This window comes from Flavobacterium yafengii, from assembly GCF_030010375.1.
GTDB lineage: Bacteria > Bacteroidota > Bacteroidia > Flavobacteriales > Flavobacteriaceae > Flavobacterium > Flavobacterium yafengii.
The window spans coordinates 528,963-555,759 of record NZ_JASCRY010000002.1; the positions used below are offsets into that span (position 1 = coordinate 528,963).

General features: G+C 38.9%; 18 protein-coding genes. 8 read left to right on the top strand and 10 right to left on the bottom strand.

All coding sequences use genetic code 11. The features are described 5' to 3' along the window. Positions 1-2 precede the first annotated feature (2 nt). The 8 genes from QLS97_RS09695 to QLS97_RS09730 all read left to right on the top strand — a co-directional run bounded on the left by QLS97_RS09695 (position 3) and on the right by QLS97_RS09730 (position 14,871). Complete coding sequence (locus QLS97_RS09695; RefSeq protein WP_282716289.1) at positions 3-2,729, top strand: alpha-d-galacturonidase; 2,727 nt, start codon at positions 3-5, stop codon at positions 2,727-2,729. Positions 2,730-2,999: 270 nt separating this feature from the next. Further along, positions 3,000-6,494 carry a malectin domain-containing carbohydrate-binding protein gene (locus QLS97_RS09700; protein ID WP_282716291.1) on the top strand — a complete coding sequence of 1,165 codons (3,495 nt, stop codon included), beginning with the start codon at positions 3,000-3,002 and terminating at the stop codon, positions 6,492-6,494. An 84-nt stretch (positions 6,495-6,578) separates the two neighbouring features. Further along, positions 6,579-9,014: a glycoside hydrolase family 2 TIM barrel-domain containing protein gene (locus QLS97_RS09705; protein WP_282716292.1), complete on the top strand. Its 2,436-nt coding sequence runs from the start codon at positions 6,579-6,581 to the stop codon at positions 9,012-9,014. 32 nt (positions 9,015-9,046) lie between these two features. Continuing rightward, a complete protein-coding gene (locus tag QLS97_RS09710; protein WP_282716293.1) occupies positions 9,047-10,288 on the top strand; it encodes a ribulose-bisphosphate carboxylase large subunit family protein in 1,242 nt (413 codons plus the stop codon). After that, on the top strand, positions 10,288-11,670 hold the full coding sequence (locus tag QLS97_RS09715) for a four-carbon acid sugar kinase family protein (RefSeq protein ID WP_282716295.1): 1,383 nt from the start codon (positions 10,288-10,290) through the stop codon (positions 11,668-11,670). The genes QLS97_RS09710 and QLS97_RS09715 overlap by 1 nt, the downstream gene beginning before the upstream one ends. Before the next feature lie 85 nt (positions 11,671-11,755). Next, complete coding sequence (locus QLS97_RS09720; protein ID WP_282716296.1) at positions 11,756-12,418, top strand: aspartate/glutamate racemase family protein; 663 nt, start codon at positions 11,756-11,758, stop codon at positions 12,416-12,418. 124 nt (positions 12,419-12,542) lie between these two features. Then, a complete protein-coding gene (locus tag QLS97_RS09725; RefSeq protein ID WP_282716297.1) occupies positions 12,543-13,838 on the top strand; it encodes a bile acid:sodium symporter family protein in 1,296 nt (431 codons plus the stop codon). A 100-nt stretch (positions 13,839-13,938) separates the two neighbouring features. Continuing rightward, positions 13,939-14,871: a dihydrodipicolinate synthase family protein gene (locus QLS97_RS09730; RefSeq protein ID WP_282716298.1), complete on the top strand. Its 933-nt coding sequence runs from the start codon at positions 13,939-13,941 to the stop codon at positions 14,869-14,871. A 115-nt stretch (positions 14,872-14,986) separates the two neighbouring features. Here QLS97_RS09730 and QLS97_RS09735 read toward each other — a convergent pair whose 3' ends face one another. The 10 genes from QLS97_RS09735 to QLS97_RS09780 form a co-directional block, all read right to left on the bottom strand. Beyond that, on the bottom strand, positions 14,987-16,255 hold the full coding sequence (locus QLS97_RS09735) for an MFS transporter (protein WP_282716299.1): 1,269 nt from the start codon (positions 16,253-16,255) through the stop codon (positions 14,987-14,989). A 102-nt stretch (positions 16,256-16,357) separates the two neighbouring features. Next, the gene (locus QLS97_RS09740) at positions 16,358-17,074 is read right to left on the bottom strand and encodes a DUF3826 domain-containing protein (RefSeq protein WP_282716301.1); all 717 of its coding nucleotides are present in this window, start codon (positions 17,072-17,074) and stop codon (positions 16,358-16,360) included. A gap of 204 nt (positions 17,075-17,278) precedes the next feature. Next, positions 17,279-19,060: an L-fucose isomerase gene (locus tag QLS97_RS09745; protein ID WP_282716303.1), complete on the bottom strand. Its 1,782-nt coding sequence runs from the start codon at positions 19,058-19,060 to the stop codon at positions 17,279-17,281. Positions 19,061-19,156: 96 nt separating this feature from the next. Beyond that, positions 19,157-20,458: an L-fucose:H+ symporter permease gene (gene fucP / locus QLS97_RS09750; RefSeq protein ID WP_282716305.1), complete on the bottom strand. Its 1,302-nt coding sequence runs from the start codon at positions 20,456-20,458 to the stop codon at positions 19,157-19,159. A gap of 22 nt (positions 20,459-20,480) precedes the next feature. After that, the gene (locus QLS97_RS09755; RefSeq protein WP_282716306.1) at positions 20,481-20,921 is read right to left on the bottom strand and encodes a MaoC/PaaZ C-terminal domain-containing protein; all 441 of its coding nucleotides are present in this window, start codon (positions 20,919-20,921) and stop codon (positions 20,481-20,483) included. 13 nt (positions 20,922-20,934) lie between these two features. After that, positions 20,935-22,005 carry a Gfo/Idh/MocA family protein gene (locus tag QLS97_RS09760; RefSeq protein ID WP_282716308.1) on the bottom strand — a complete coding sequence of 357 codons (1,071 nt, stop codon included), beginning with the start codon at positions 22,003-22,005 and terminating at the stop codon, positions 20,935-20,937. A 2-nt stretch (positions 22,006-22,007) separates the two neighbouring features. Then, the gene (locus QLS97_RS09765) at positions 22,008-23,231 is read right to left on the bottom strand and encodes an ABC transporter substrate-binding protein (RefSeq protein ID WP_282716310.1); all 1,224 of its coding nucleotides are present in this window, start codon (positions 23,229-23,231) and stop codon (positions 22,008-22,010) included. Next, entirely contained in the window at positions 23,231-24,370 is a 1,140-nt protein-coding gene (locus tag QLS97_RS09770) for a CaiB/BaiF CoA transferase family protein (protein ID WP_282716312.1), read from the bottom strand. The genes QLS97_RS09765 and QLS97_RS09770 overlap by 1 nt, the downstream gene beginning before the upstream one ends. Then, on the bottom strand, positions 24,371-25,516 hold the full coding sequence (locus tag QLS97_RS09775) for a CaiB/BaiF CoA transferase family protein (RefSeq protein ID WP_282716314.1): 1,146 nt from the start codon (positions 25,514-25,516) through the stop codon (positions 24,371-24,373). Beyond that, positions 25,513-26,661 (bottom strand): ABC transporter substrate-binding protein, encoded by a 1,149-nt coding sequence (locus QLS97_RS09780; protein ID WP_282716316.1) that lies wholly within the window; start codon positions 26,659-26,661, stop codon positions 25,513-25,515. The genes QLS97_RS09775 and QLS97_RS09780 overlap by 4 nt, the downstream gene beginning before the upstream one ends. Between the last annotated feature and the right edge of the window lie 136 nt (positions 26,662-26,797).

The following is a 26,797-nucleotide window of genomic DNA, read 5'->3' on the forward strand; positions in this document are numbered from 1 at the left end:
TTATGAAGTATTTAAGTCTATTATTTTTAAGTCTTTTTGTTTCTTATTCATCAGCGCAAAACATCACCATTGTTCGTGATTCGAAAGCGGCTAGAGCACAGTTTGGTGCCGAAAAACTATCTGAAATAGCAGCATCCAAAGGATTAAAAGTAGTTTTTGCAGATAAAGCTCCCAAAAAATCAAAAGACAAGGTAATTGTCATTGGCGAAAAAGGAACCGATTTCTGGAAACAAAACTCCAGAAATGCTAAAATCGACGACAGCAAACTAACCAAAAAGGAAGGTTTTCAAATTCGTACGCAAAAAAATACAATCTATATTGAAGGGACAGATGCCACTGGAACTTTGTATGGCGCTATGGAACTGGTTGATCGTATCAAGAGTTCAGGACAAATCCCATCAGAAATTAATATCGAAGACAGTCCAGAAATGGTCTTGAGAGGTTCCTGTATCGGAGTGCAAAAAACGACCTATCTTCCGGGTAGAGACGTTTATGAATATCCGTACACACCCGAAACTTTTCCTTGGTTTTACGATAAACAACTGTGGACGAAGTATCTCGATATGATGGTCGATAACCGACTAAACTCCTTGTATCTGTGGAACGGACATCCTTTTGCCTCTTTGATAAAATTAAAAGACTATCCGTTTGCGCTTGAAGTGAGCGAGGAAGATTTCAAAAAGAACGAGGAAATCTATAAATACCTTACCGTTGAAGCCAACAAAAGAGGAATCTGGGTGATTCAAATGTTTTATAATATCATTGTTTCCAAACCTTTTGCGGAGCATTATAATATCAAAACCCAAGACCGTTCACGTCCGATAACTCCAGAAATTGCCGATTATACCCGAAAATCAATTGCTGCTTTCATAGAAAAATACCCTAATGTTGGATTGTTGGTGTGTTTGGGAGAAGCCATTAATACGATTGAAGATGATGTGGAATGGTTTACAAAAACCATCATTCCGGGAGTTCAGGATGGTATGAAAACCTTGGGAAGAACCGATGAACCGCCAATTATTCTTCGTGCGCACGATACCGATGCGCCTTTGGTTATGGAAAAATCGCTTCCGTTGTATAAAAACTTGTACACGATGCACAAGTACAATGGCGAGTCATTGACGACTTACACGCCTCGCGGACCTTGGGGAGAAATTCACAAAAAGTTAAGTTCTTTGAATTCTGTTCATATTTCAAACGTTCATATTTTGGCAAATTTGGAGCCTTTCCGTTACGGATCACCAGACTTTATCCAAAAAACAGTTAAGGCAATGCATAATATTCACGGTGCCAATGCGCTGCATTTGTATCCGCAGTCATCCTATTGGGATTGGCCTTACACGGCTGATAAAACCGATAAACGATTGTTGGAAATGGATCGTGACTGGATTTGGTACAAGGCTTGGGCAAGATATGCCTGGGAAAGCAAAAGAGATCGAAATGAGGAAATCCAGTATTGGGACAAGCAATTGGCGGATAAATTCGGAACCGATACCGAAGCCGGAAATAATATTTTGAAAGCCTATGAAGAAGCCGGAGAAATTGCCCCCAAAACGTTAAGACGTTTCGGAATCACCGAAGGAAATCGTCAGACTTTATTGTTAGGAATGTTCGAAAGTCAGTTGGTTAATCCTGCCAAATGGCGCGTTTATCCAGGATTCCACGAATCTTGCGGACCTGTAGGCGAATTGCTGTTGGAGTACGCCAAAAAAGAATGGAACAAAGAGCCGCACGTTGGAGAATTGCCAACACAAATCATTGCCGAAATAACGCAACACGGAAAATTAGCCATTGAAGCCATTGACAAAGCCGAAGCAAAAGTAACCAAAGACAAAGAAGAATTCCTGCGCCTTAAAAACGATATGCACGCTTACAAAGCCTTTGCCGATTTCTTTTCAGAAAAAGTAAAAGCTGCTATTTTGGTCTTGCGTTACAGCTATTCCAACGAAATTTCAGACTTGGATAAAGCCCTTCCGCATCTGGAAAAAAGCATCGTACATTATGAAACTTTGGTCAATTTGACAAAAGACCATTATTTGTATGCCAATAGTATGCAGACCGCACAACGCCGAATTCCAATTGGAGGAGACGACGGAAACAACAAAACCTGGGCAGAATTATTGCCACATTACGAACGTGAGTTAGCCAATTTCAAGCGAAATATTGCCCTTTTGAAATCTTCAAAAGACGGCGTAATCGAAAAGGCAGCAAGCAAACCTTGGCAAACAGCCGAAGTAACTTGGTTAAGCGAAAATAAAGGAACTTACGCAGTGAAAAACGGAACAAAAGTCTATGGAACTCCCATCTCGGAACTGATAAAAGTAGCCCCTGAATTGCAAAATCTAAAAGGAATTACTTTCGATGAAACGGCACAAAATGAGAAGGGAACACACCTGAAATTCAAAAATACCAAAGCCGTAAAATTGGTTGTCGGTTATTTTAACTCGGATCAAAAAAGATTCTTGTTTCCACCAAGTTTAGAAACTGATGCGGCCGGAAATGCTTACGGTCAAGCCGAAGTAATCTTGGCAAGTGCGATGAATCTGAAAGAATTGCCACGAGTAAATATTCACACTTATACCTTTCAACCTGGAGAAAATAAATTGGATTTGGGCAAAGGAAAAGTCTTGATTTTAGGATTTATTGATTGCAACCAAACGATTACGCCCCGCGATGTCGGTTATATCGACGAAGGCGAAAAAGGCGCGGTAGATTGGTTGTTCTATTAAGATAATTTGGGCGTGACCCTCCGTCTCGTCCCAAAAGACGAGACTGCGGGTCGGGCTGTACGTTCCCGCTTTTTTATAGCTGGCAGAAAAAACCAGCTATAAAAAGAGCTCCACTGCCATCCCTCACGCAAACAAGGAAACAATGGGAGTCATTGCGAGGAACGAAGCAATCACATAGCGAGAGCAGCTAAATTGAGTTAAAAAAAACACACCTATCCAGTTTCGGCCCCCTCTCCTTTGGAGAGGGTTGGGGTGAGGATAAATAGCAAGATGAAGAAATTAAATTACATAGTTTATTTTTTATTTATTAGTTGCTTTGCTTGGTCTCAAACCCAAGAAAAAGGAGCTTCATTCCGTAAAGAAGTTTCGCTGAACTCTTCTTGGGAAACCATTGTTTTGGACCAGCTTCCAGAGCAGGAGGAAACCTTTGTGCAAAATCCAAAAGTAGATTCCCAATGGCAAAAAGTAAACGTACCGCACAATTGGGATCAATATTATGGATTCCGCCGAACAAAACACGGCAATTTACACGGAACCGCCTGGTATCACAAAACTTTAAAACTAGACAAACAAGATACATCAAAAAGACTTTTTCTTTATTTTGAAGGTGCGAGTTCCTACGCAACGGTTTGGGTAAACGGCAAAAAAGTCGGCGAACACAAAGGCGGAAGAACCACGTTTACAGTCGACATTACAAAAGCCGTTTCTTTCGAAAAAGCAAATGATATAATCGTCAAAGCGGCTCATCCGTCATTCATTGCCGATTTGCCTTGGGTTTGTGGCGGATGTTCCGGAGAATGGGGATTTTCTGAAGGCTCACAGCCAATGGGTATTTTCAGGCCGGTTACTTTAGTTGTTACTGATGAAGTTCGAATAGAACCTTTTGGGGTTCATATTTGGAATGACAAAGCAACTTCCAAGGGAAAAGCCGTTCTCAACATTACTACAGAAATCAAAAACTACGGAAATTCCAACCGAAAATTAACTATTGTCAATACGCTTTTTGATGCAACAGATAAGGAAATCAGCACTTCAAAAACCGAGATAAATAGCCTTCTTGGCGAAACCAAAGAAATTGCGCATACGTTACCAGCAATTGTGCAACCCAAATTGTGGTCGCCAGCCAATCCGTATTTGTATCAATTGGTCACTACAATATCTGAAAACGGAAAGAAAATAGACGAACTAAAAACGCCATACGGAATCCGTTGGGTAAGCTGGCCAGTGAGTCGTGACGGAAAAGACAATCGTTTTTACATCAATGACGAGCCTTTGTTCATCAACGGAACCTGCGAATACGAACATTTAATTGGGAACAGCCATTCGTTTTCAAATGAACAAATCCATTCGAGAATAGAACAAATTAAAGCAGGAGGTTTCAATGCTTTTCGCGAAGCACACCAGCCTCATAATTTGGAATACCAAAAAGAATTAGACGAAAATGGAATCCTGTTTTGGAGTCAGTTTTCGGCACATATTTGGTACGACACACCCGAATTCAAAGAGAATTTCAAAACCTTATTACGCGAATGGATTAAAGAACGCCGAAATAATGTGTCGGTTGTAATGTGGGGTTTGCAAAACGAAAGCACGATTCCGGCAGCATTTGCAGAAGAATGTACCCAAATCATCCGCGAAATGGATCCGATATCCGCTTCACAACGCATTGTGACGACCTGCAACGGAGGCGAAGGAACCGATTGGAATGTCGTGCAAAACTGGTCGGGAACTTATGGAGGTGATCCGTTCAATTACGATGTTGAAATGAGCACCCAATTGCTAAATGGAGAATATGGCGCTTGGCGTTCACACGATTTGCACACCGAAGGCGAATTTGACCAAAAAGGAATTTTAAGCGAAAACCGTTTCTCGCAATTAATGGAAATCAAAGTCCGCGAAGCCGAATCGGTAAAAGATAAAATCGCAGGACAATTCAACTGGCTTTTTGCTTCGCACGAAAATCCAGGACGCGTTCAAAACGGCGAAGGATTTAGGGATATTGACAAAGTTGGACCAGTCAATTACAAAGGACTTTTCAGTATTTGGGGCGAACCTTTGGACGCGTATTACATGTACCGAGCCAATTATGTTTCGAACAAAACAAACCCAATGGTCTATATCGTTTCGCACACCTGGCCGAATCGCTGGGATGCTCCGGGAATCAAAAACGGAATCGATGTCTATTCCAATTGTGATGCCGTCGAACTGTTTAATGATGTGAATAAATCATCTCTCGGAAAACTAAAAAATCCTGGATTGGGTCAGCATTTTCAATGGAACAATGTCAATATTCAATATAATATTTTGTACGCTGTAGGTTATATAAACGGAAAAGCAGTTGCGAAAGATTACATAGTATTAAACATTTTGCCTGAAGCACCTAATTTTACAAAATTAGAAACAAAAAAAGAAACACTTTTACAACCTCAAAGAAACTACAATTACATTTACAGAGTCAACAGTGGCGGTAGTGAAATCACTGATTCTCTCGGCAATTTGTGGCAGGCTGATGTTCATAAAAGCGGAGGAAACACCTGGGGTTCTTTGTCGTGGACAGATAATTTCAAACAATTGCCTGATTTTTTTGCCAGTCAAAGAAGCACTTTCGACCCCATTTCGGGAACAAAGGACTGGAAATTATTTCAGAGTTTCAGATACGGAATCGACAAACTGCGTTACGAATTTCCAGCTTCTGACGGAGAATATCTGGTAGAATTGTATTTCACCGAACCTTGGTACGGAACTGGTGGGGGATTGGATTGTAAAGGCTGGCGTTTGTTTGACGTAGCCATCAATGATAATGTGGTGCTGAAAGATTTGGATATTTGGAGTGAAGTCGGACACGATTCAGCTTTAAAGAAGACTTTTGTGGTAAAAAGCAAAAACGGAAAAATAGTTATTTCGTTCCCAAATGTAAATGCGAGTCAGGCAATCATTTCGGCAATTGCCATAGCCACCAAAGATAAAACGGCAAAAGGAGCTTCGGCTTCGCCACGAAATATTCAGAATGTTGTAAGTAATTCCGAAACTAAAATCGGTTCCTGGCTGGATATTAATTCCAAACAATATTCAGATTCAGAAGTTGTTTTTACACAATTACCTGCTGAAGTTTATGGGGCCGATTATTTACAAATATCATCAAAGTCAAAATCTTCTGGTTCATTTATAACCAAAGAAGATTCAGAAATTTATCTATTTCAAAAATTAAAGGATTCTATTTCTGGCTACAAAAAAATGTTAGAAATAGCTAAAAATTCCAAAGGAGTAGAATTTTCTGTTTTTCATAAAAAAGTAAAAAAAGGAGAAAAAATACTTTTTGAAAATAGTTCTATCGCAGTTGTTCCAACCTACAATATGGGCGAAAAAGACGATTCACGACCTGTTGTACTTTTGGAAGCAGAAACCGCCAAAACCTCGGGAACCGGAATCGAAAAAGGAAATTTCAAAAAGAGCGATTACATCGAATTTACAAAAAAGACAAAAAACAGCATTCAGTTTGAAGTAAAACCAGGTGTTGCGGGCATTTACCTGATGCGTTTCCGATTTATGAACAAAAACGGAACACTTATAAAAGTGAAGTTCAAAATGGAAGATGCCTATGGTATTTTGATGCGAAATGATGAAATTGAATTTTCCACTGCCTCAGAAAAATGGAAAGTATTAAGTACCACATCTGGTGGATATATCAATGCCGGAACGTATAAAATCACTTTAGAATCAGAGGATATGAAAGGTTTACTTTTGGATTCTTTTGAGTTTCAATAAAATTAAATTAACCGCAAATTCGCAAATTTTATTACTTCCAATCTTGGTTAATAATTTGCGAATTTGCGGCAAAAGAATAAAATTATGGATAGACATAAAAACGTTTTACAAAAAGTCGGAACAGCAATCGTATTATTGCTTCTTGTTGCCTGTGCGACCACAAAAAAGCAAGTCCGAATCGTTGAAGATTTCAATAAAAACTGGAATTTCAAATTAGGAGATTATCCAACGGCGATACAATCGAATTTCAATACTGCCGATTGGAAAACGTTGCAATTACCCCACGATTGGAGTATTGAAGGCGCGTTCAATAAAGACAATCCAACCAAACAAGCACAAGCATTTTTGCCGGCAGGAAAAGGCTGGTACCGTAAAACATTTACACTTCCGGAAGATTGGAAGAACAAAAACGTTTCGATAGAATTTGACGGCGTTTTTAAAAATAGTGAAGTGTTTATAAATGGACATTCGTTAGGAATCCGTCCGAACGGATACATTTCTTTTACCTATGAATTGTCTCCATATCTGCATTTCGGAACACAGGAAAATATCATTGCCGTAAAAGTTGATAACGATGCACAACCGAATTCCAGATGGTACACCGGTTCCGGAATTTACAGAAATGTGAGATTGGTTGCCAGCGAAAAACTTCACGTGGCAAAATGGGGAACTTATGTAACAACACCGGAAGTTTCAAAAGAAAAAGCATCGGTACATTTGGAGGTAACAATCGAAAATAAAACCAATTCCGAAAAAGAATTCCAATTGGTGACTTCTATTTTGGATGCGAATAATAAAGAAGTCGCGAATGCCAAAACAACAGAAAAAATCGGTGCCAATACCAACGCAAAAAAGGTTCACAACCTAAACGTAAATCAGCCAAAATTGTGGGATACCGAAAATCCGAATTTGTACAAAATTGTAACTACGATTTACGAAAATTCAAAAGCAGTCGATAATTACGAAACACCATTGGGATTTCGATTCTTCAATTTCGATTCCGAAAAAGGATTTTCATTGAATGGCGTTGCGACCAAAATATTAGGGGTTTGCCTGCATCACGACAACGGTGCTTTGGGTGCTGTAGAAAATATTCACGCAGTTAAAAGAAAATTGACAATCCTCAAACAAATGGGGACTAATGCTATCCGAATGGCGCACAATCCGCATTCGTTGGAGATGATGCAATTGTGCGATGAAATGGGATTTATTGTTCAGGCTGAGTTTACAGATGTTTGGAAAAAGAAAAAAGTAACCAACGATTACCATAAAGACTGGGATGCGTGGCACAAACAGGATCTGGAAGATTTCATCAAAAGAGACCGCAACCATCCTTCGGTGATGATGTGGAGTATTGGTAACGAAATCAGGGAACAATTTGATAGCACCGGAATTGCCATTACCAGAGAACTGGCCCAAATCGTAAAATCGCTGGACACCACTCGTCCCGTTACGAGCGCTTTGACAGAGAATGTTATCGAGAAAAATTTCATCTATCAATCGGGTGCTTTGGATCTTTTGGGATTCAATTACAAACACGAAGATTACAAAGATTTTCCGACTCGTTTCAAAGGACAAAAAATAATTGCTTCTGAAAGTGTTTCGGCTCTGGAAACTCGTGGGCATTACGATTTTCCTTCGGATGGGGTTAAGGCTTGGCCTCCAAAATACGGCGCACCTTTTGACGGAAATGCAGACTGGACGGTTACGGCTTACGATCAGGTAAAATCCTATTGGGGAGCAACGCACGAGGATAATTGGAAAACCATCAAGAAGCAGGATTTTATGGCTGGGACTTTCATCTGGACAGGCTTTGATTATCTGGGCGAACCCGATCCGTATCCGTATCCCGCAAGAAGTTCTTATTTCGGAATTGTCGATTTGGCGGGCTTTCCAAAAGACGTCTATTATATGTACCAAAGCGAATGGACAACCAAACCTGTATTGCATATTTTCCCTCATTGGAATTGGACAGCAGGTCAAGAAGTCGATGTTTGGGTGTATTATAATAATGCCGATGAAGTAGAATTGTTCTTGAACGGAAAATCATTAGGGAAAAAATCTAAACAAAATGACGATTTGCACATCTCTTGGCGCGTAAAATTCGAACCAGGAACCATCAAAGCCATTTCCAGAAAGAACGGCGTAGTAGTTTTGGAAAAGGAAATTCATACCGCTGGAGCAGCTTCAAAAATAGCTTTAGTTGGCGATAAGCAAACCATAAAAAACGACAGTTACGATTTGGTTTACGTAACGGTTTCAATCACAGATGCCGATGGAAATATGGTGCCTAACGCCAATAATCTGATTAATTTTGAAGTTAGCGGAGGGGGGAAATTGGTTGGTGTGGATAATGGCTATCAGGCAGGTTTAGATTCATTCAAAGCCAATTTTTGTAAAGTCTATAATGGTAAATGTATTGCCATCATTCAATCAAATGGAAAGAATGAAGCTATTCAATTAAAAGCTTCGACAGCAAATGGAATTTCTTCGGCAACGATTGACATAAAAGTACAATAGGAATAGATAATTAATATTTTAAAATAGGAATAATGGAAAGAGTTTTTGCTGAATATCTTATCGAAACCCCTTATAATGTAGAACAGGCTGCGGCAGTTTTGGCTGGTGAACAATCATCGGGAACTTTTGTATCCGTTCCGGGTGAAACCGAAGAATTGAAAAAACGTTTTGCCGCCAGAGTGGAAAACATTCAATTATTGGATTTATCAGATACGCCTTCTATTCCAGGGGGAAGTATTCCTGGTAAAAAATACCAAAAGGCAAGGGTTAAAGTAAGCTGGTCAATAGAAAACTTTGGTTACAATCTGCCCGTTTTGATTAGTACTTTACAGGGGAATTTATACGAGATAACGCAGTTTACAGGTTTAAAACTAATGGATTTTGAACTTCCGGATTCTTTTAAAAATCATTTCAAAGGACCAAAATTTGGTATCAAAGGTTCTAAATTATCTTGTGGCGTGGGCGATAGACCAATGATTGGAACGATTATAAAACCAAGCATTGGAATGAGCATTGATGAAACGGCTACTTTGGTAAAATCATTGATTGATGCCGGAATTGATTTTATTAAAGATGATGAATTGATGGGATCTGCTGCCAATTCTCCTTTTGACGAAAGGGTAAAAGCCATTATGAAAGTCATCCGTGACAACGAACAAAAAACAGGAAAAAAAGTAATGTATGCCTTCAATATCAGCGATGAAATTGATGAGATGCAACGAAAATACGACTTGATTAAAAAGGAAGAAGGAAGTTGCGCTATGATTAGTGTCAACAGTGTAGGTTTAAGCGGTACAAAGAAAATTTGTGACCAAGGCGACCTCGTAATTCACGGTCACAGGAACGGCTGGGGAATGCTGAACAGACATCCTTTGTTGGGAATTGAATTTCCGGCTTATCAAAAAATACAGCGTTTGGCAGGAGTAGATCAATTGCACGTAAACGGAATCCAGAATAAATTTTGGGAGTCGGATGATTCTGTAGTTACTTCTATTCAATCCTGTTTAAAACCATTTTTGGGTGGATATGAAGTTTTACCCGTAGTTTCATCTGGACAATGGGGTGGACAAGCGGTTGAAACCTATAGAAGAACACAAACCACCGATTTATTGTATATGGCGGGTGGCGGGATTTTGGCTCATCCAATGGGACCAAAAGCAGGAGTAAACGCACTTCAACAAGCTTGGACTGGAGCTGTTGAAGGTTTGTCTGTTGAAGAAATTGCACAACAATATCCAGAATTTGCAGCATCGGTTAAGAAATTTTCTAAATAATGAAGAAGAAAGATAAATTACTATTGGTCTATTATGGCGACGATTTCACGGGCTCTACGGATGCCCTTGAGTTCCTGACATTGGCCGGAGTGAAAACAGTTCTCTTTCTTCGAGAACCGGAACAAAAGGATTTGGATCGTTTTCCCGGAATTCAGGCTATAGGTTTGGCCGGAAAAAGCAGGTCGATGTCTCCTTCAGAAATGGAAGCGGAACTTTTTCCCGCTTTTGAAAACCTGAAAAATTTTGAACCATCACATTTTCATTATAAAGTCTGTTCTACTTTCGATTCCGCGCCACACGTTGGTAATATTGGTAAAGCGATCGAAATTGGAAGTAAAGTCTTTAATCAAAAAACGGTATTGGTTTCGCCATCAGCACCACATTTAGGACGATTTTGTGTTTTCGGAAATCTCTTTGCTCGAATGGGAACTATCGGAAACGGCGAAATTTACCGCATCGACCGACATCCTTCGATGAGCACGCATCCTGTCACACCTGCTTTGGAAGGAGATTTGACAATCCATTTAGCAAAGCAAACAGAGAAATCGATAAGTCTTATCAACCTGACGACAATCGAAAAAGGTTCATCAGACGTTCTCGAAGCAGTAGAAAATAACAAAGCGGATGTTCTGTTTTTTGATGGGTTTAATTTGGAACATTTGAAAACTATTGGAAGTGTTTTTAATCAATTGGCAACAGAAAAAACATTGTTCTCTGTTGGTTCATCCGGAATCGAAATGGCTTTGGGATTGGCTTGGAAACAAGAAAAAATCATAGGAAACGAAATAGAATTTGAACCACGGGGAGAAGTTTCGCCAATACTCGTTTTATCGGGAAGTTGTTCTCCGGTGACTTCGAAACAAATTGAATATGCTTTGGAAAATGGATTTTTGGAAATTGCATTAGAAAGCAATGCCATCGACATTCAAAATCAGTCAGCAGTTATTAAAAGCATAGTTTCTCAAATTGTTGCCAATTTTAATATTGGTAAAAGTACTATTCTGCATACGAGTACAGGATCAAACGATCCGCGTATTGCAGAAACTGAATTGTATTTAGCAGCAAAAGGAATGGAAGCAAATGATATTCAAAAACAATGCAGTAAAATTTACGGAAGTGTTCTTGGGCAAATAACCAAAGAAGTATTAAAGACCGTCAAAATAAAAAGAATCCTTTTTGCAGGTGGAGATACTTCCAGTTATGCCGCATCAGAATTGGATATTTTGGCATTAGAAATGATTGCTCCAATCGCTCCGGGAGCGCCGCTTTGTAAGGCTATTTCGGACAATGAATGGGTAAATGGAATAGAAATGAATTTTAAAGGTGGCCAGGTTGGTACCGCCGATTATTTTATAAAAGTTTTAAAAGGAGAAAAATTATGAAATGAGCATAATTATAAATTGGTCGCAACACCAATTAAAATATGCGAATTACATATGACCAATAAATAACAAATAATACATACATATGAAAGCAAAAACATTAGGTTTTGTACATACATCGGCAACATTGGTTCCGTTGTTCCAACAATTAAGCAATGAATTTTTAAAAGATGTAGAAACGTTCAATATAGTTGATGACAGTTTGATTAAAGACGTAATTAAAAAAGGGAAATTAATGCCCAATACGGCTGCGAGAGTAGTAAGTCACATTCAGGCTGCAGAAGCTGCAGGGGCCGATGTGATTTTGGTAACCTGTTCCTCTATTGGGGCTGCTATAGAAACGGCTGCTACATTAAGCGGGGTTCCCGTAATTCGGGTGGATCAGGCGATGGCGGATGAAGCGGTGCAAATCAGCAACAAAATTGGGGTCATTGCCACTTTGCCTACAACATTGGAACCAACCAGTGATTTAGTTAGGAGAAGAGCGGAATTGGCAGGCAAAAATGTAACAATTTCTTCCAAATTATGCGAAGGTGCTTTTGAAGCTTTAATGAGTGGAGACACAGCAAAGCATGATGAAATGGTAGCCGAAGCTTTAAAAGGATTAATGAAAGAAGTGGATGTAATTGTGTTGGCACAAGCTTCAATGGCTCGCGTTGTAGATAGTCTAAGTGCTGAAGAAAAATTAGTGCCGATTTTGGCAAGTCCGGCAATTGCAATGAAAAAATTGGCTGAGCTTTATTTCTAAAAATCAAAAAGCAGATTTTTTTTCACCATATAAGGCAAATAAGGTCATTTAAGCCAAACTTATATGAAACTTAGATGCCTTATATGTTCAAATATTTAAATAACATGTTTTAATAATTGTTTATATGCGTAAATATTTTCTTTGGGCTGCCCCAATATTTTTCATTGTTGCCGGTTTGGGCTGGTTGCAACAAATGGACATAATTTGGAAGTTGGGGTTAATCTTTGGTTTTTCAAGTATTGCCATTGGAGTGGGACATCTGAAAGTATTAAGCGGGTATCAATACACGTTTTGGATTATCACTGCGGTTTGCGCCGGATTGCTATATCCTGAATTTTTTCTGCACGTTGGCAGTTTCGATATGCGGAATAAATGGCTCATACTAATCATTATTCAAATGGTAATGTTCGGAATGGGAACCCAAATGAGTATAGAGGATTTTACGGGAATCCGAAAATCTGGAAAAGGCGTGTTGATTGGTTTGTTGGGGCATTTTACCATTATGCCGATTATGGGTTTTTTGATTGCCAAGACTTTTGGTTTTGAACCTGAAATCGCGGCAGGAATTATCCTGATTGGCTCTTGCAGTAGTGGATTGGCTTCGAACGTGATGACTTATATTGCCAAAGGAAATCTGGTTTTGTCCGTTACCGTAACGGCAATGTCTACTTTGGCGGCGCCTATTATGACTCCGTTTTTAATGAAAATATTTGCTGGTACTTTGGTAGAAGTGCATTTTTTCAATATGATGATGGAAATCATCAAAATTGTCCTTGTTCCTTTGGCGGCAGCGATGGTTCACGATGTTTTAAAAACTTACGGAACTGTAGCAAAAAGAAGAATATATGTTTTGACAATCCTGTCAACGCTTTGGTTGGGTACCGTTTTTCTCTTTGGAAATTCTTTTGGACTTGCCGAAGACAGTACAGCTGCACATATATTAGAAATCGTGAATTTCTTGTGTGGCGCTTTCATTGTGGGTTCATTATACCATTTATTATATAAAGTATATCCAAAAATAGATGCCATTATGCCTTATTTTTCGATGTTTGGAATCATCTATTTTACATTGGTGACGACTGCTGCCGGAAGAGATAATTTAATCCAGATTGGGTTTTTGCTTTTCTTGGCTTCTGTGTTACACAACGGAGCGGGTTACTTTTTTGGTTATTGGCTGAGCAGAGCTAGCGGTTTGGACAAAAAGAGCAGTCAGACCATAGCTTTTGAAGTGGGTTTGCAAAATGGTGGAATGGCATCAGGATTGGCGGGTTCCATGGGAAAATTGGCAACATTGGGATTAGCTTCTGCGGTATTTAGTCCCTGGATGAATGTCTCAGGTTCGTTACTGGCCAATTATTGGCGTAAAAAAGGAGATAAGGAGGAAGCTGTTGCTGTGGTATATAGTGCTGAAGCAAATTAGAAATCAGATTCCTTTCATTCGTCACAACGTTTGAAACAAAATAAAATACTTTAGAAAGTTAAGCAAATTAAAAAATAGTTATAAATAAAATTTTAGCATAATGACAACACAAACAAATAAACAAGCTTTTAGTGGAATTATTCCGCCAATGGTAACTCCTTTATTATCAGACAATCTTACATTGGATGTCAAAGGAGTTCAGCATCTTGTAGAACATTTGATTTCTGGAGGTGTTCACGGAATATTTATTCTGGGAACAACTGGTGAATCAACGAGTTTAAGCTATAAAACAAGAGAACAACTCATTATTGAAAGCTGCAAAGCTGTAAAAGGAAGAGTTCCGGTATTTGTGGGTATTACAGATACTTCAATTGAGGAAAGTATTCATTTGGCTTTAATAGCTGAGAGAGCAGGAGCTGCGGCTGTTGTTGCTGCGCCACCTTATTATTATGGATTAGGGCAGGAAGAGTTATACAAGTATTATTGGAGTCTTGCTGACCAGCTTACCTTGCCGCTTTTCTTGTATAATATGCCTTCTCATACGAAGATTAATATTGATGCAAAAACGGTAGTTCGTTTGTCTGAACATCCGAACATCATTGGATTAAAAGACAGTTCTGCCAATGCGGTTTATTTTCAATCGCTTTGTTATTTACTAAAAACAAATTTCAGCCTATTGGTAGGTCCAGAAGAAATTACTGCCGAAACGGTATTGATGGGAGGCAATGGAGGGGTTAACGGTGGTGCGAATCTTTTTCCAAAGCTATATGTGGCATTATACAATGCAGCAGTAGCCAAAGATTTTGCCCGAATGGAGGAATTACAAAATCTAGTGATGGAAATTAGCACTAAAATTTACACCGTAGGATCTTATGGCTCCAGTTATTTGAAAGGACTGAAAGGTGCTTTGTCAGCATTGGGAATCATTAATGGAAATATAGCGCCGCCTTTTACCACTTTTGACGAAAAAGAAATGACGAAGGTAATTTCAAATATTAAGGAAATCGAAGCAGAGATTGCAAAAATTTTGTAATTCGAATTCCTAAAAAGAATATAAAAATTAACCATTTAAGGGATATAAGGTCATTTAAGTTTTAGCTTATAGGAACTTTATCCCTTAAATGGTTTAAAAAGGCACTTATAAATGTTTATTCAGATTTGGCAATCTCTTCTGTCATATTTACTGTTTTCGGATGCAAGGTAACAAGCTGCAAAATAATGGCAATAATGACTACGATTGTCAGCAATACAAATATATGTCCCATTCCTCCACTGTCAGCAGCTTTTCCTAAAAATTCAGTAATAACCGCTCCTGCAGAAATACCGACTAAGTTCATGATTCCATATCCGGTAGCACGATAACGGGGTGATACAAACTGGCAAAGAATAGGCATATTGTTAGTGTCAAAGACGCCAAATCCAAGACCAAAGAGCATTCCTCCAGTCAAAATGGCTTCGAGACTTGTGCCATTACCCAGTAAAAAGAGTGCCGGAATCGTAAGAGTTAAACCAATTACGGAGGTATAGATACGTCCTTTAAGGTTTTTCATCACCCATTTGTCAGAAATATAACCGCCAATCAAAACTCCCACAAACGATGACATTGCGATGGTAACGGTAGCCATAGGGCCTGCAAGTGACATATCCAGATGTAGTGTTTCTGAAAACAATGTTGGCAACCAGTTTTTGGCCGCCCATCCAGGCAGACTCGGAGCCGAGAAATAAAAGAGCAATACCCAAAAAGATATATTTCCGAACAAGATGCCCAGTCCTTTGAACATTTGCCTAAATTCTGTTCCCATCGATAATTTTTGGGAGGTATCAAAAACATACGCTTTCTTTTCTTTTATGAAAAAAATCAACACAATGCTGTAAATAACACCAATCAGCCCGACGGAGTGAAAGGTAAAATGCCAAGAAAAATGTTCAGAAACAGTAGCGCCAAATCCACCCAGCGCTTGCCCCAAGTATATTCCAGTAGTATGAATGGCTATGGCAAAAGAACGTGTGTTACCTTGGTGGTAGTCGGCTATCAATGATAAAGCGGCAGGAATATAGAAAGCCTCGCTAACACCCATAACGGCACGTAATACATATATTTGGTTGAAAGTAGTTGCATAACCCATCGCCATTGTAACACCCGACCAAACAAAAAGACTGCAAACAATCATATTTTTTCGGTTCATCCTGTCAGCAATGATTCCTGAAATTGGGCTCATCAATGCATAAATCCAAAGGAAAATAGCCATTAGTCGGCCAAAGTTTTCGGCCTTGGCCAACTCTGGAATATCAAGCATCATTGCCGGTTTCATAGTAGAAAGCATTTGCCGATCCAGATAATTCAATAATGCCACAAACCACAATAACCCAACAACTATCCAAGGATACGATTTCTTTTCACTCAATTTTGCAACCATACTTTCTTTACAATTAATCTAGATTTAATTATTTTGTTTTATCAATATTGTCAATCGTTTTGCCGCGAAGTAGGCTGTTAATTTATATTCCTATTTATTAATTTATTTGCTTGCTTTTTCAGCAGCTTTTTTTGCTTTTATGGCATCAGTGAAAGCTTTATACATTTGCTTCCAGTTACGGCCATTGTTGTTTAGATACTGCTCCGATTTGGTTTTATAAATTTCGAAGATGGCCGAAATTTGTTTCATGCTCTTATAATCGACAGCTTGCTCACGTGCCTGTTTCATAAACTTGAGAATGGTTTCTTCTTCCAAAGCGGTCATGTCCGGAACGATAGATTTATAACCCGCCATTGTAAATTGGACTTTTCCAATAGTATATTTATCCAAGATAATTTCTACCTGTCCCTCGGTGAGATCTTTACGAAGACCTGTCATCAGATTATCATGAACCGTTATAGGCATAGATGACTGGGCAATAATCTGTCGGTCGAGGTCGCTGAGTTTCTGTCCCGTGGCAGGATTAATTCCTGTAGGCACAAGAGTGCCGGAATGTTCGTTATTCCAGTCGCGAACCGTTTTCAAATGTGTAGTTATTACTGCCTGGAGTCGCTGTTCCTTTGCGGTATCGTTCAAATTTAAGGAAGCAACCCATTCGGTGGCTTTCTTTTCTTGCTCTAGATTAGAATTGGCTAGTTTTTCTTCTTGGGTCAATTCCTTTTTCTGGTTTTGTTTTGTGTCTGATTGTTCCTGCCCGAAAGCGGTGTTAGTAAGGAATGATGCAAACAGTAATGCTGTTATAATGATTTTGTTTTTCATTAGTGTTATAATTGGTTTTAATGTTTTTTTTAATCTAAAGGCTAGTTCTGTATTTTAAACTAGCCTATTTGTTCTTTTATTGGTCAATTATACTGGGGTTTCGCGTTAGGGATGGCAGTGGAAATCCTCCCGATTTTTTTCGGGAGATTGCAACGTACAGCCCGACCCTTGTGGTAACGCCAAAAATATAAAAATCAACTGTTTTTATTCATACAATGCCTTGTAAGTGCTGCAGGCTCTATAATCGGAAGATTCTGGATCCATACCAAAAGATGCCCAGGCACTTGGTCTGAAAATCTTTTCTTCGGGAACATTGTGCATGTTTACCGGGATTCGGAGCATGGCTGCCAAAGTAATTAAATCGGCTCCAATATGTCCGTAAGTGAAAGCGCCGTGATTGGCTCCCCAATTGGACATCACGCTATAGACATCCTTGAACGGCCCTTTGCCAGTTAAGTTTGGAACAAACCAAGTGGTTGGCCAGGTTGGATTGGTTCTTTCGTTGATGGTGTTGTGCACGTCTTCGGGAAGTTCAATGGTTTTTCCTTCTGCAATTTGCAATACGGGTCCAATGCCTTTGACGATATTGATTCGGCACATGGTTACTGGCATTTCTCCTTTGGTTTTAAAAGTGGAAGAATAGCCACCACCTCTAAAATATTCCAGCATTCCTGGTCCCCAAGTTGTGTTTTCTAAACATTTATCCGCTTCACTTTCGGTAATGTTCCACCAAGGTTTCATCGCTGGTTTTCCGTTGATGGTTTGTTCACCTGTTCCGTCCAATGCTGAGGCTCCAGAATTAATAAGGTGTATAAAACCGTTGGCAGCGTCGCCTTTAAGTTCGTAACCCGTTACTCTTTTCACGGCTTCAGGACTCCAATAGGTTCTCACATCGCTAAATATTTGAGCTGCGCCAGTCAATAAATGTCCGAATAGCATTGAAATTCCGTTTAAGCTGTCGTTTTCCGTAGCCAACATAAAAGGTTGTCTGATGCCGTTCCAGTCAAATGATGAGGTTAGAATGGCTTCCATGAAATCACCATTTGGAAGGTGGTCTGTCCATTGTCTCTGTCCTTGGAAACCGCCCGAAATAGCGTTTCTTCCCAACGCTTCTTCACCATATCCTAAGGCTTTTAGTTTTGGATTTCCAATCATCAAATCACGGCCGATTAATGCCATTTTTACGACAAATTCCCAATCCTTATCTAATTCGGCTCTTGATTTTTGTCGGTTCTCAGGATTGTAATCTTTTCCTTCTTTGCATTTTGCTTTTGTCCAAGCAAAAGCTTTTTTGTATTCTTCCTTGTCGTAGATTTCATGTTCGATTCTTCGAGAGAATTCGGTCATGTCGATGTTTTCGCAACGCATTCCCAAGTAGCTTTCGAAGAAATTAGGGTCAATGATAGAACCCGCGATTCCCATAGAAACGGCTCCCATTGATAAGTATGATTTACCTTTCATCGTGGCTACTGCCAAACCAGCTTTCCCGAAAAGTAATAATTTTTCTTGCACATCGGCAGGAATGCTAGTGTCATCGCTGTCTTGAACATCTCGGCCATAAATACCAAATGCGGGAAGTCCTTTTTGGTTATGACCTGCCAAGGCTGCGGCCAAATATACAGCTCCCGGGCGTTCGGTTCCGTTGAAACCCCAAATTGCTTTTGGAATCATTGGATCCATATCGATGGTTTCGCTGCCATAACACCAACATGGCGTTACGGTTAAACTCAAGCCAACACCTTCTCTTGAAAACTTGTCGGCGGAAGCAGCGGCTTCGGCAACGCCTCCAATACAAGAATCCGAAATAACACATTCCACTTTACTGCCATCGGCATGTCTTAGATTTTTTTCCAAGAAATCAGCGGCGATTCTTGCCATATTCATGGTAGATTCTTCAAGCGATTCTCTAACGCCATCCAATCTTCCATCGATTACGGGTCTGATTCCTATTTTTGGTAACTGTCCAATTAAATTTTTATAATTCATTATATTATTTTTTAATTTCTAGTTTATTTTCTGTTTGACTATTTGATAAATAACTTTTATGATTTAAAGCGTCGTCTGTGATTCAATCAATTGATTTTAAACGGGTTGTTTTACTTTATGTCCAAATATTCCAAAATAAAGGATGATTACAAAACAAACTAAAGGAATGATGTATCCGGCTTGAATATCATCGTGTTTCATGTCGATTAAAGTTCCCATTCCGTAAGGAAGTATGGCACCACCAACAATTGACATTACCAACCAAGACGAACCTGTTTCTGTATTCGATTTTAGTCCTACCAGACCCAAAGAGAAAATAGTGGGAAACATGATTGACATGAAAAATCCAATTCCACCAAGGGCATAAATAACATAAATTCCTGTTCCGTAAATTGCAACTAAACAAAGGAAAACGCTTATTACACAATAGATAGAAAGTAAAACAGAGTCTTTGACGAATCTTAAAAAGAATGTTCCGATAAATCGGCCTGCCATAAACAGAAAGCCATAAATACCAAGATAGTATGCAGCCGTTCTTTCGTCTAAACCAGCGCCTTGTTGTGCTATTCTTATAAAAAAACTCGTGATGCAAACCTGAGCTCCTACATAAAAGAATTGTGCAACTACCGCCCAGCTTAAATGTGAAAATTTTAAAACAGAGAAAAAACCAGGTTTGATTTCTACCTCAGTATGTTGCGGTTTCATCGAAGGCAAATGCATGAAGTAAAATAATATGGCAACCAAAACTAAGATGCTTCCTAAAATAATATACGGTAATTTCACGGCAGAGGCCTCTTCTAGTAAATAGGCAGCCCTTACTGTGTCAGACATTGCGGCCATTTGTTCCGGTGTATTGGTTTTTCCGGACAGTATAAATAGGGAACCTACAATAGGAGCAACCATTGCTGCCAGTCCATTAAAAGATGCGGCAAGATTTAATCTTTTAGAGGAAGATTCCGGTGGACCTAAAATCGCGGCATATGGATTGGCGCTTGTTTCTAAAATTGTTAAACCACATCCTATTACAAATAAAGCAAATAAGAAAAGTTCATAGGTTCTGGTATTTGCGGCTGGTACAAAAAGAAAGGCTCCTGTTGCAAAAACTAATAATCCTATAATGATGCTGTTTTTGTAGCCAAATCTTTTAATCAACATTCCTGCAGGAATGGCCATAATGAAATAAGCAAAAAATACTGAGGTATCAATCAATGTTGATTGACGGTTGTTTAATTCACATGCTTTTTTTAGGTGTGGAATTAAGATAGAATCCAGATTGTGTGCCATTCCCCAAAGGAAAAATAAGCTGGTAATTAGGATAAAAGGTAAAAGGTATTTAGCTCCCGCTCCCTTTTCTGCTGGCACTTCATGTTGATCGCCAATTTGGTTTGTTACTTGCATGGTTGTATTTAGATGTTTAAAATTATTTCTTTTTTGCTAATAATAAATGATCACAGACTAATACGACTTCTCCTCTTTGATTAATAATCTCTACGTGTTCTGTTACGGTGCCCATTTCGGGTCTTTTTGCATCTCCTTTTTCGGAAATTGTAATTTCAGAATGAATGGTGTCGCCAATATGTACCGGTTTTACAAATCGCATACGGTCGTATCCTTTAGAAAAAGCTTCTGGATTTATTTCGGATGCGGTTAAGCCAATGCCAATACTAAAAATCATGGTGCCATGGGCAATACGTTGTCCAAAAGGTTGTTTTTTGCACCATTCTTCATCCATATGATGTGGAAAAAAATCGCCTGTGTGTCCTGCGTGAACCACAAAATCAGTCTCGGTAATGGTTCTGCCTAAGGTTACTCGTTTGTCGTTGATGTGATAATCTTCAAAAAATGTGGATTTGAAATACATATATTTTTATTTTTTATAATTGATCCAAGGCAACACCTCCATTTTTGTTACTGATGTAACAGGCTTCAACTACTTTCATGGTATCGAGAACATCTTGTACACTTGCTAATAATTTTTGATCTGAACCTTCTTTGAAGCGCATCAAATTTGACATTGTTCCAATAAATGCTTCTGGAAACCAAGAGCCTTCGAGTTCGATTTTTTTCCACTCGTAAGTGCCGTCTTTTTCATTAGCTAACGCAATTTCAAATTCATCGGGCATTCCATCAGGATAATTCATCAGCAAGCCCATTTTGGCTTTGATAGCTCCTTTGGTTCCTTCCCATTTGATATAGCTTTCTTCATGTTTTGGTCCAAAATGATGATCGTGATTTGTATTGATTATCACATGCATCTCTTCGCCATAATCCAAAATAATGGTAGATCGGCAAGAAGATAATTTCTTCAATGGATGTTTGGCAGTTTTGGCCATCACGCCTTTTGGATTTCCCAAAAAGGAACGAATGCAATCGATGTAATGTACACTGTGAAAAAGGATTTCCAATCTTGGATGTTCCTTAATAAGCGGGAACAATTCCCAAGGAGTATTCACAGTAACTTTAAATTCTAAATCATACAAATCGCCAATAATTCCTTCGTTAATTATATATCGTGCAGCGCTTACAAAAGAGGCGAAGCGCAACTGAAAATTGATGGCTGCCACTAATTTTTTTCGTTCGCAAACCGCTACAATTTCTCGGGCTTGCGCCAAATCATTCCCCATTGGTTTTTGAATAAGCACGGCAGCGCCATCAGGCAATTGTTCCAAAATTTCGATATATTGATCGGGTAGGACAGTAATGTCATAAACGGCATTTGATGGAGCATGTTGCACCGCATCGGCCACGTTTTCAAAAACATGCGCTATCTTGAATTGCTTCGCCAAATCATGTGCTTTGGAAATCGTTCTGTTGGTAATGCCAAAAACGTTGAAACCAGCCATTTCATAAGCGGGTAAATGAGCGTCTTTTACGATGCCACTTGCGCCAATAATGATAATGGGTTGCTCTGTGTTAGGCAATAAGGGTTTATAAGGTATATTCATTTTTATATAATGTTTTGAATAGTAATTTGTGTTTCTTTTACTAGTTTTTCGGATGGAATGTTGCTTTCTAATGCTTTCAATATCATTTTGTCTATTAACTCGGCAACTTTTGGCCAAACCGGGGTTTGAGGCAGTGTCAAAGCAGTTTCGTGTAACATTTCTAATTTGTGATAAAAAGGAATGGTTTTATTGATTTCGGGATCATTCCAAGTCGATTTTCGACAGCCAATTCCTCCTTCATTAGTCAATAATTTATCGCTTTCTGCTGTGGTGGCAAATCGCAGAAAATCGTACGCCAGCTTTTGATGTTTGCTTCCGGTGCCAATGGTGTACAACCAATACACATTCAAAGAAGCGGTTTCGTGGTTTTTGTCGTGCGGAAGTTCTGTAATATCTACCTTGCCTTTCACTTTCGACTCTTCGATTACTTCACACATGGATGCAAAGCCAAACCAGTTGATGGACATTGCAACTTCTCCTTTGGCGAAAGCCATTCCTGCTTCTACAGAACCAAAATCTTTTGATTGTGGATGAACCGCTTTCGGATTATTGGCAATAGTTCTATAATAATCCAATGCCGCAACGGCTTCGGGACGGTTTATGTCAATTTTATTTCGGGAATTCAATAAGGAACCTCCTCTGGTCCAAATCAGTAAACAAAAAATAAAAACCATATTGTGCCCGTCGGGATAATTGGCAAAAACACATCCGTAAAGATTTTTTTCGGGTCTGTTAAAAAACTCAGCTATTTGGGTGAATTCCTCCCATGTTTTTGGAGGATGCAATTCATAGCCAAATTTACTTTTGAATTTTTGTTGTTCAATAGGATTCTCAAACAAATCTTTTCTAAAAATCAAGCATTCTGGGCCATCATGAAAAGGAAGCCCGTAAGTGCCTTTATTGATTTGTTGTAAACGCAATAAAGATTGATGCCAACCATCAGGATAATTTTGAGGGGCATTTTCGGCAATCAATGGATTTAAATCCAGAACCGCTTGTTGATTGGCCGCATCAAAAATCCAATCAGTATTGAGATGGGCAATATCCCAATTTCCGTTTTGTAAACCCTTTTTTGTGATGGTTTCTTCGTAAAGATCATGCAATTCCAAAGGAACCATTTCGGCTTCAATAGTGATATTGTTTTTTATGCAAAAAAAATCCCATAGCTTTTGTAGTGTACTTTCAAAAGGATCAAATTTTCTGACAGCGATTCTTAATTTTTCCATTAGCAATCAATAAATTCTTTAATAATTCGCTCGTTGTCTTCGCCAAGTTTTGGAGAGCCTTTGCTTGAAATAAAATACTCACCGTCAATTTTGATCGGACATCGGGTTGTTTTATACGAATAGCCATCCAGCATTTGAACTTGCTGTGTAAACTCTAAAACTTTAAATCCATCTTCTGCAAAAAGTTCCTGATAGTTCAGCACTTTGGCGCACCAAATATCAGCCGGTTCTAGAATGTCTAGCCAAAACTGAGTGTTTTCTGTTTGTAAATGAGTGGCTAGAATATTTTTTATTTCGTCTCTTAGAGTAAATTTATTCTCGGGAAATTGCAATAATGCATCACATTTTAAAAGCGAAGCCAAAACAGGAATGGATCCCATAGCCAAAGCTAAATAGCCATTTTGAGTTTTGTAAATACCGTACGGTGCTCCCAAATAAGCATGAGCATTGTTGCTTTTTGTTCGAACGGGTAATTGGCCACCGTCATTAAAAAAAGTGGTAATGGTTTCAAACTGAAAATCAAAGGCCGATTCCAACATACTTACTTGAACCATTGCTCCAATAGTATGAGTTGCTTTTCTGTATAAAGCCGCTAGAATTCCTTGTGCCAAATGAGCCCCAGCCAGCATGTCCACAATTGATAATCCCATTGGTACGGGACCATCGTCTTGATTGCCGCTCAGCCACGTTAAAGCGGTTAGTGATTGTAATAATAAATCCTGTCCCGGAAAATTTTTTAACTCGGATTTAGTATCGTAGCCGGAGATTTCGGCATAGATGATATTAGGATTGATTTTTTTTACTTCATCATAACTCAAACCCACGCGTTCCATCACGCCAGGTCTAAAATTATGCATTACTACATCGGCTTTCGCTACTAATTTTTTTAATTTTTCGAGTTCTGATGGTTGTTTAAAATCAATGGCAAATGATTCTTTGTTTCTATTAATGGTATGAAAAACGGAAGATTCTCCGTTCATTATCAAATCAGAAGTATAAAGAGTTCGACAGATGTCTCCAGTGCCGGGTTTTTCAATTTTTATAACACGAGCGCCTAAATCAGCCAATCGTAAACTGGCCGATGGACCTGAAAGGAATTGGCTAAAATCTACTATTAAATAGTCTTCTAATGGTTTCATTTATTCGTTTAAAAATTGTTTGTGTATTGTTGCATTGTCTTCTCCAACTTTTGGAGCCGCTTTTGTGCTTGCCAGAATTTCGCCATCCAATTGGATAGGGCTTCTGGTGGTAACCAAAGTTTCTCCAGCCGAATTTTTTACGGTTTGTTTTAATTGTAATTCATTGACAAAAGCTTGATTGTTTAGTTCTTCGTAATTGAGAATTTTTCCACACCAAATCCCTTCTTTTTGCAGTAAATACAGCCAATAATCAGCAGTTTGTTTAAGCAGTTTGTCGCTTAATATATTTCGTATTTCATCTCTTTTAGAAAACCATTGCTGTTTATCAGCGTATTTTTTGAAATCGATTGCTAAAACATTTCCAATTAAAAGTAAATCGCCCATGGCCAACGAAATGTAACCATCTTGAGTTTGATAAATACCATAAGGAGCGCTCAAAAAGGCGTGTGCACTTCCTTTTACATCACCTCTTTCAGGTTGTTGCCCACCGTCATTTAAATAAGAAGTTATCGCTTCGAACTGAACATCCAAAACAGATTCCAACAAACTCACTTCTATCAAAACTCCTTTTCCTGTCTTTGCTCTTTTGAGTAATGCTGCTAAAATTCCCTGAACAAAATGATTCCCGCACATTAGATCGGCTACTGCCAAACCAAAAGGAACTGGTCCTTGGCTCTTTCTGCCGCTTAACCAGCTTAATCCAGAGAGGGATTGTAATAGCAAGTCCTGTCCTGGTTTTTTAGCCCATGGTCCTTTATCGCCGTAACCTGTAATGGTTCCGTAAATTATTCTTGAATTAATAGCTAATGCATCTGCAAAGGTTAGACCGATTTTTTCCATTACACCAGGTCTGAAATTATGGGTCATAATATCCGCTTTGGCAATGAGCTTTTTTACTAAAATTAGATCCTCGGGGTTTTTAAGGTCGGCCGCAAATGATTCTTTATTTCGGTTGATGGTATGAAACAATAAACTACTTTCATCAACAAAAAGATCTTTGATGCTCAGTTGTCTGCAAGCTTCTCCTTTTATAGGACGTTCAATTTTGATGACTCTGGCACCTAAATCGGCTAATTTTAATCCGGCAGAAGGTCCAGCCAAAAACTGACAAAATTCTAATACGACTAATCCATCTAATGGTTTCATGCGGTTTTTAAGTTTAAAGACTTCGTGTAAAGTGTGTTCATTTCTTCCAAAACCAAATTTTCGTTACCGCCATTCATCAAATAATCACGCACCACGTCACCGGCATGGTCTTGAAAATACATGTGTCCGGAATATCTTGGACGCAAGAAAGCTCTTTCTAAGGTTGGTAAAGTATTTTTAAAATAATCATGTGTCAACTGGTTGATTCGATCGCTTTTCCATGCTTGCAGGTGCCCCGGTTGTCCTCCATTATCGGCAAAAATGTTTTGTTGAACTTGGGATGAAGCTGTAAATTCAGCATATTTGATGGCCTCAGGAATATGTTGACTAAATGAGGAAACTGCTAAACCCGTTCCTCCTAATGAGCTAATCATTGGTTGGTTGTTCAAACGCACCAAATCATAAAAATGAAGCAAATTTTTGCTATATCCTGTTCGGGAATAATTGGAATATCCGTAAGCGAAAGGGCAGTAGGCGATTTGATCAGAATTTACCATTGCTTCATAAATCTGAATTGGATTTCGGTTAAAATTAGCTGGATCTATTAGTTGTGTTAATTCTCTGAACAGTTGCAAAGCTTTTTTACCAGTTTCCAAAGAGATTACTTTTTCTTCCGATTGAAATGGAGCTTCACCCAAACTGCAGCAGTACATATAGAAACTCATCAAAATATCAACAGGAATTCCGGCAAAACCGACCAATCCTTTTTTGGCCAGAGCCAATAAATCCTCATAAGTTTGAGGGACTTTTAACGCTTTTTTTTCTAAAATGTCTAATCGAGCCGCTGCCACCGGAGTAGCCGCATCGATTGGTAAGGCCCATAGTTTGCCACCAAAAACATAACTTCCGTAAGAACGGCCAACAGTATTTATTTCTTGATCTTTTATATAGTCTGGAGAAAGATGATCTGATAGAGGGAGGATCGCATTAGTTTGTGCTCCAAAACCCGTCCATGGATGATCAATAACCAATAGGTCAAATCTCTTGGCTAAATCTTCTATGGAGGCATCGGCGAATTCTTGTAAACTTCTTTTTTCCCAGCTAATCTCAATTTCTGGATTTAGTTCGGTAAAACGCTGAGATGTTGCTACCATTGGTAGCAAGCCTCTGGTGTGATTCCAAGTTATTCCTTTTAATCTCTTCATTTTATTTCTTGTAATTAGTATTTATGGTGTCACTTTGTATGTAAAAAAGTCAAAATGACAATTACAAATGTAAAAATAAGATTGGATTGTGCAATATTTACAAATGTAAATAATACACTTTAACATGAAGGAGTTG

Bases quoted from the DNA above. Each gene is read 5' to 3' on its own strand.
- QLS97_RS09725 (WP_282716297.1), top strand. From the start codon at position 12,543: ATGCGTAAATATTTTCTTTGGGCTGCCCCAATATTTTTCATTGTTGCC.
- QLS97_RS09775 (WP_282716314.1), bottom strand. From the start codon at position 25,516: ATGAAACCATTAGATGGATTAGTCGTATTAGAATTTTGTCAGTTTTTG.
- QLS97_RS09745 (WP_282716303.1), bottom strand. From the start codon at position 19,060: ATGAATTATAAAAATTTAATTGGACAGTTACCAAAAATAGGAATCAGA.
- QLS97_RS09735 (WP_282716299.1), bottom strand. From the start codon at position 16,255: ATGGTTGCAAAATTGAGTGAAAAGAAATCGTATCCTTGGATAGTTGTT.
- QLS97_RS09740 (WP_282716301.1), bottom strand. From the start codon at position 17,074: ATGAAAAACAAAATCATTATAACAGCATTACTGTTTGCATCATTCCTT.
- QLS97_RS09715 (WP_282716295.1), top strand. From the start codon at position 10,288: ATGAAGAAGAAAGATAAATTACTATTGGTCTATTATGGCGACGATTTC.
- QLS97_RS09780 (WP_282716316.1), bottom strand. From the start codon at position 26,661: ATGAAGAGATTAAAAGGAATAACTTGGAATCACACCAGAGGCTTGCTA.
- QLS97_RS09710 (WP_282716293.1), top strand. From the start codon at position 9,047: ATGGAAAGAGTTTTTGCTGAATATCTTATCGAAACCCCTTATAATGTA.
- QLS97_RS09765 (WP_282716310.1), bottom strand. From the start codon at position 23,231: ATGGAAAAATTAAGAATCGCTGTCAGAAAATTTGATCCTTTTGAAAGT.
- QLS97_RS09760 (WP_282716308.1), bottom strand. From the start codon at position 22,005: ATGAATATACCTTATAAACCCTTATTGCCTAACACAGAGCAACCCATT.
- QLS97_RS09700 (WP_282716291.1), top strand. From the start codon at position 3,000: ATGAAGAAATTAAATTACATAGTTTATTTTTTATTTATTAGTTGCTTT.
- QLS97_RS09755 (WP_282716306.1), bottom strand. From the start codon at position 20,921: ATGTATTTCAAATCCACATTTTTTGAAGATTATCACATCAACGACAAA.
- fucP (WP_282716305.1), bottom strand. From the start codon at position 20,458: ATGCAAGTAACAAACCAAATTGGCGATCAACATGAAGTGCCAGCAGAA.
- QLS97_RS09695 (WP_282716289.1), top strand. From the start codon at position 3: ATGAAGTATTTAAGTCTATTATTTTTAAGTCTTTTTGTTTCTTATTCA.
- QLS97_RS09720 (WP_282716296.1), top strand. From the start codon at position 11,756: ATGAAAGCAAAAACATTAGGTTTTGTACATACATCGGCAACATTGGTT.
- QLS97_RS09705 (WP_282716292.1), top strand. From the start codon at position 6,579: ATGGATAGACATAAAAACGTTTTACAAAAAGTCGGAACAGCAATCGTA.
- QLS97_RS09730 (WP_282716298.1), top strand. From the start codon at position 13,939: ATGACAACACAAACAAATAAACAAGCTTTTAGTGGAATTATTCCGCCA.
- QLS97_RS09770 (WP_282716312.1), bottom strand. From the start codon at position 24,370: ATGAAACCATTAGAAGACTATTTAATAGTAGATTTTAGCCAATTCCTT.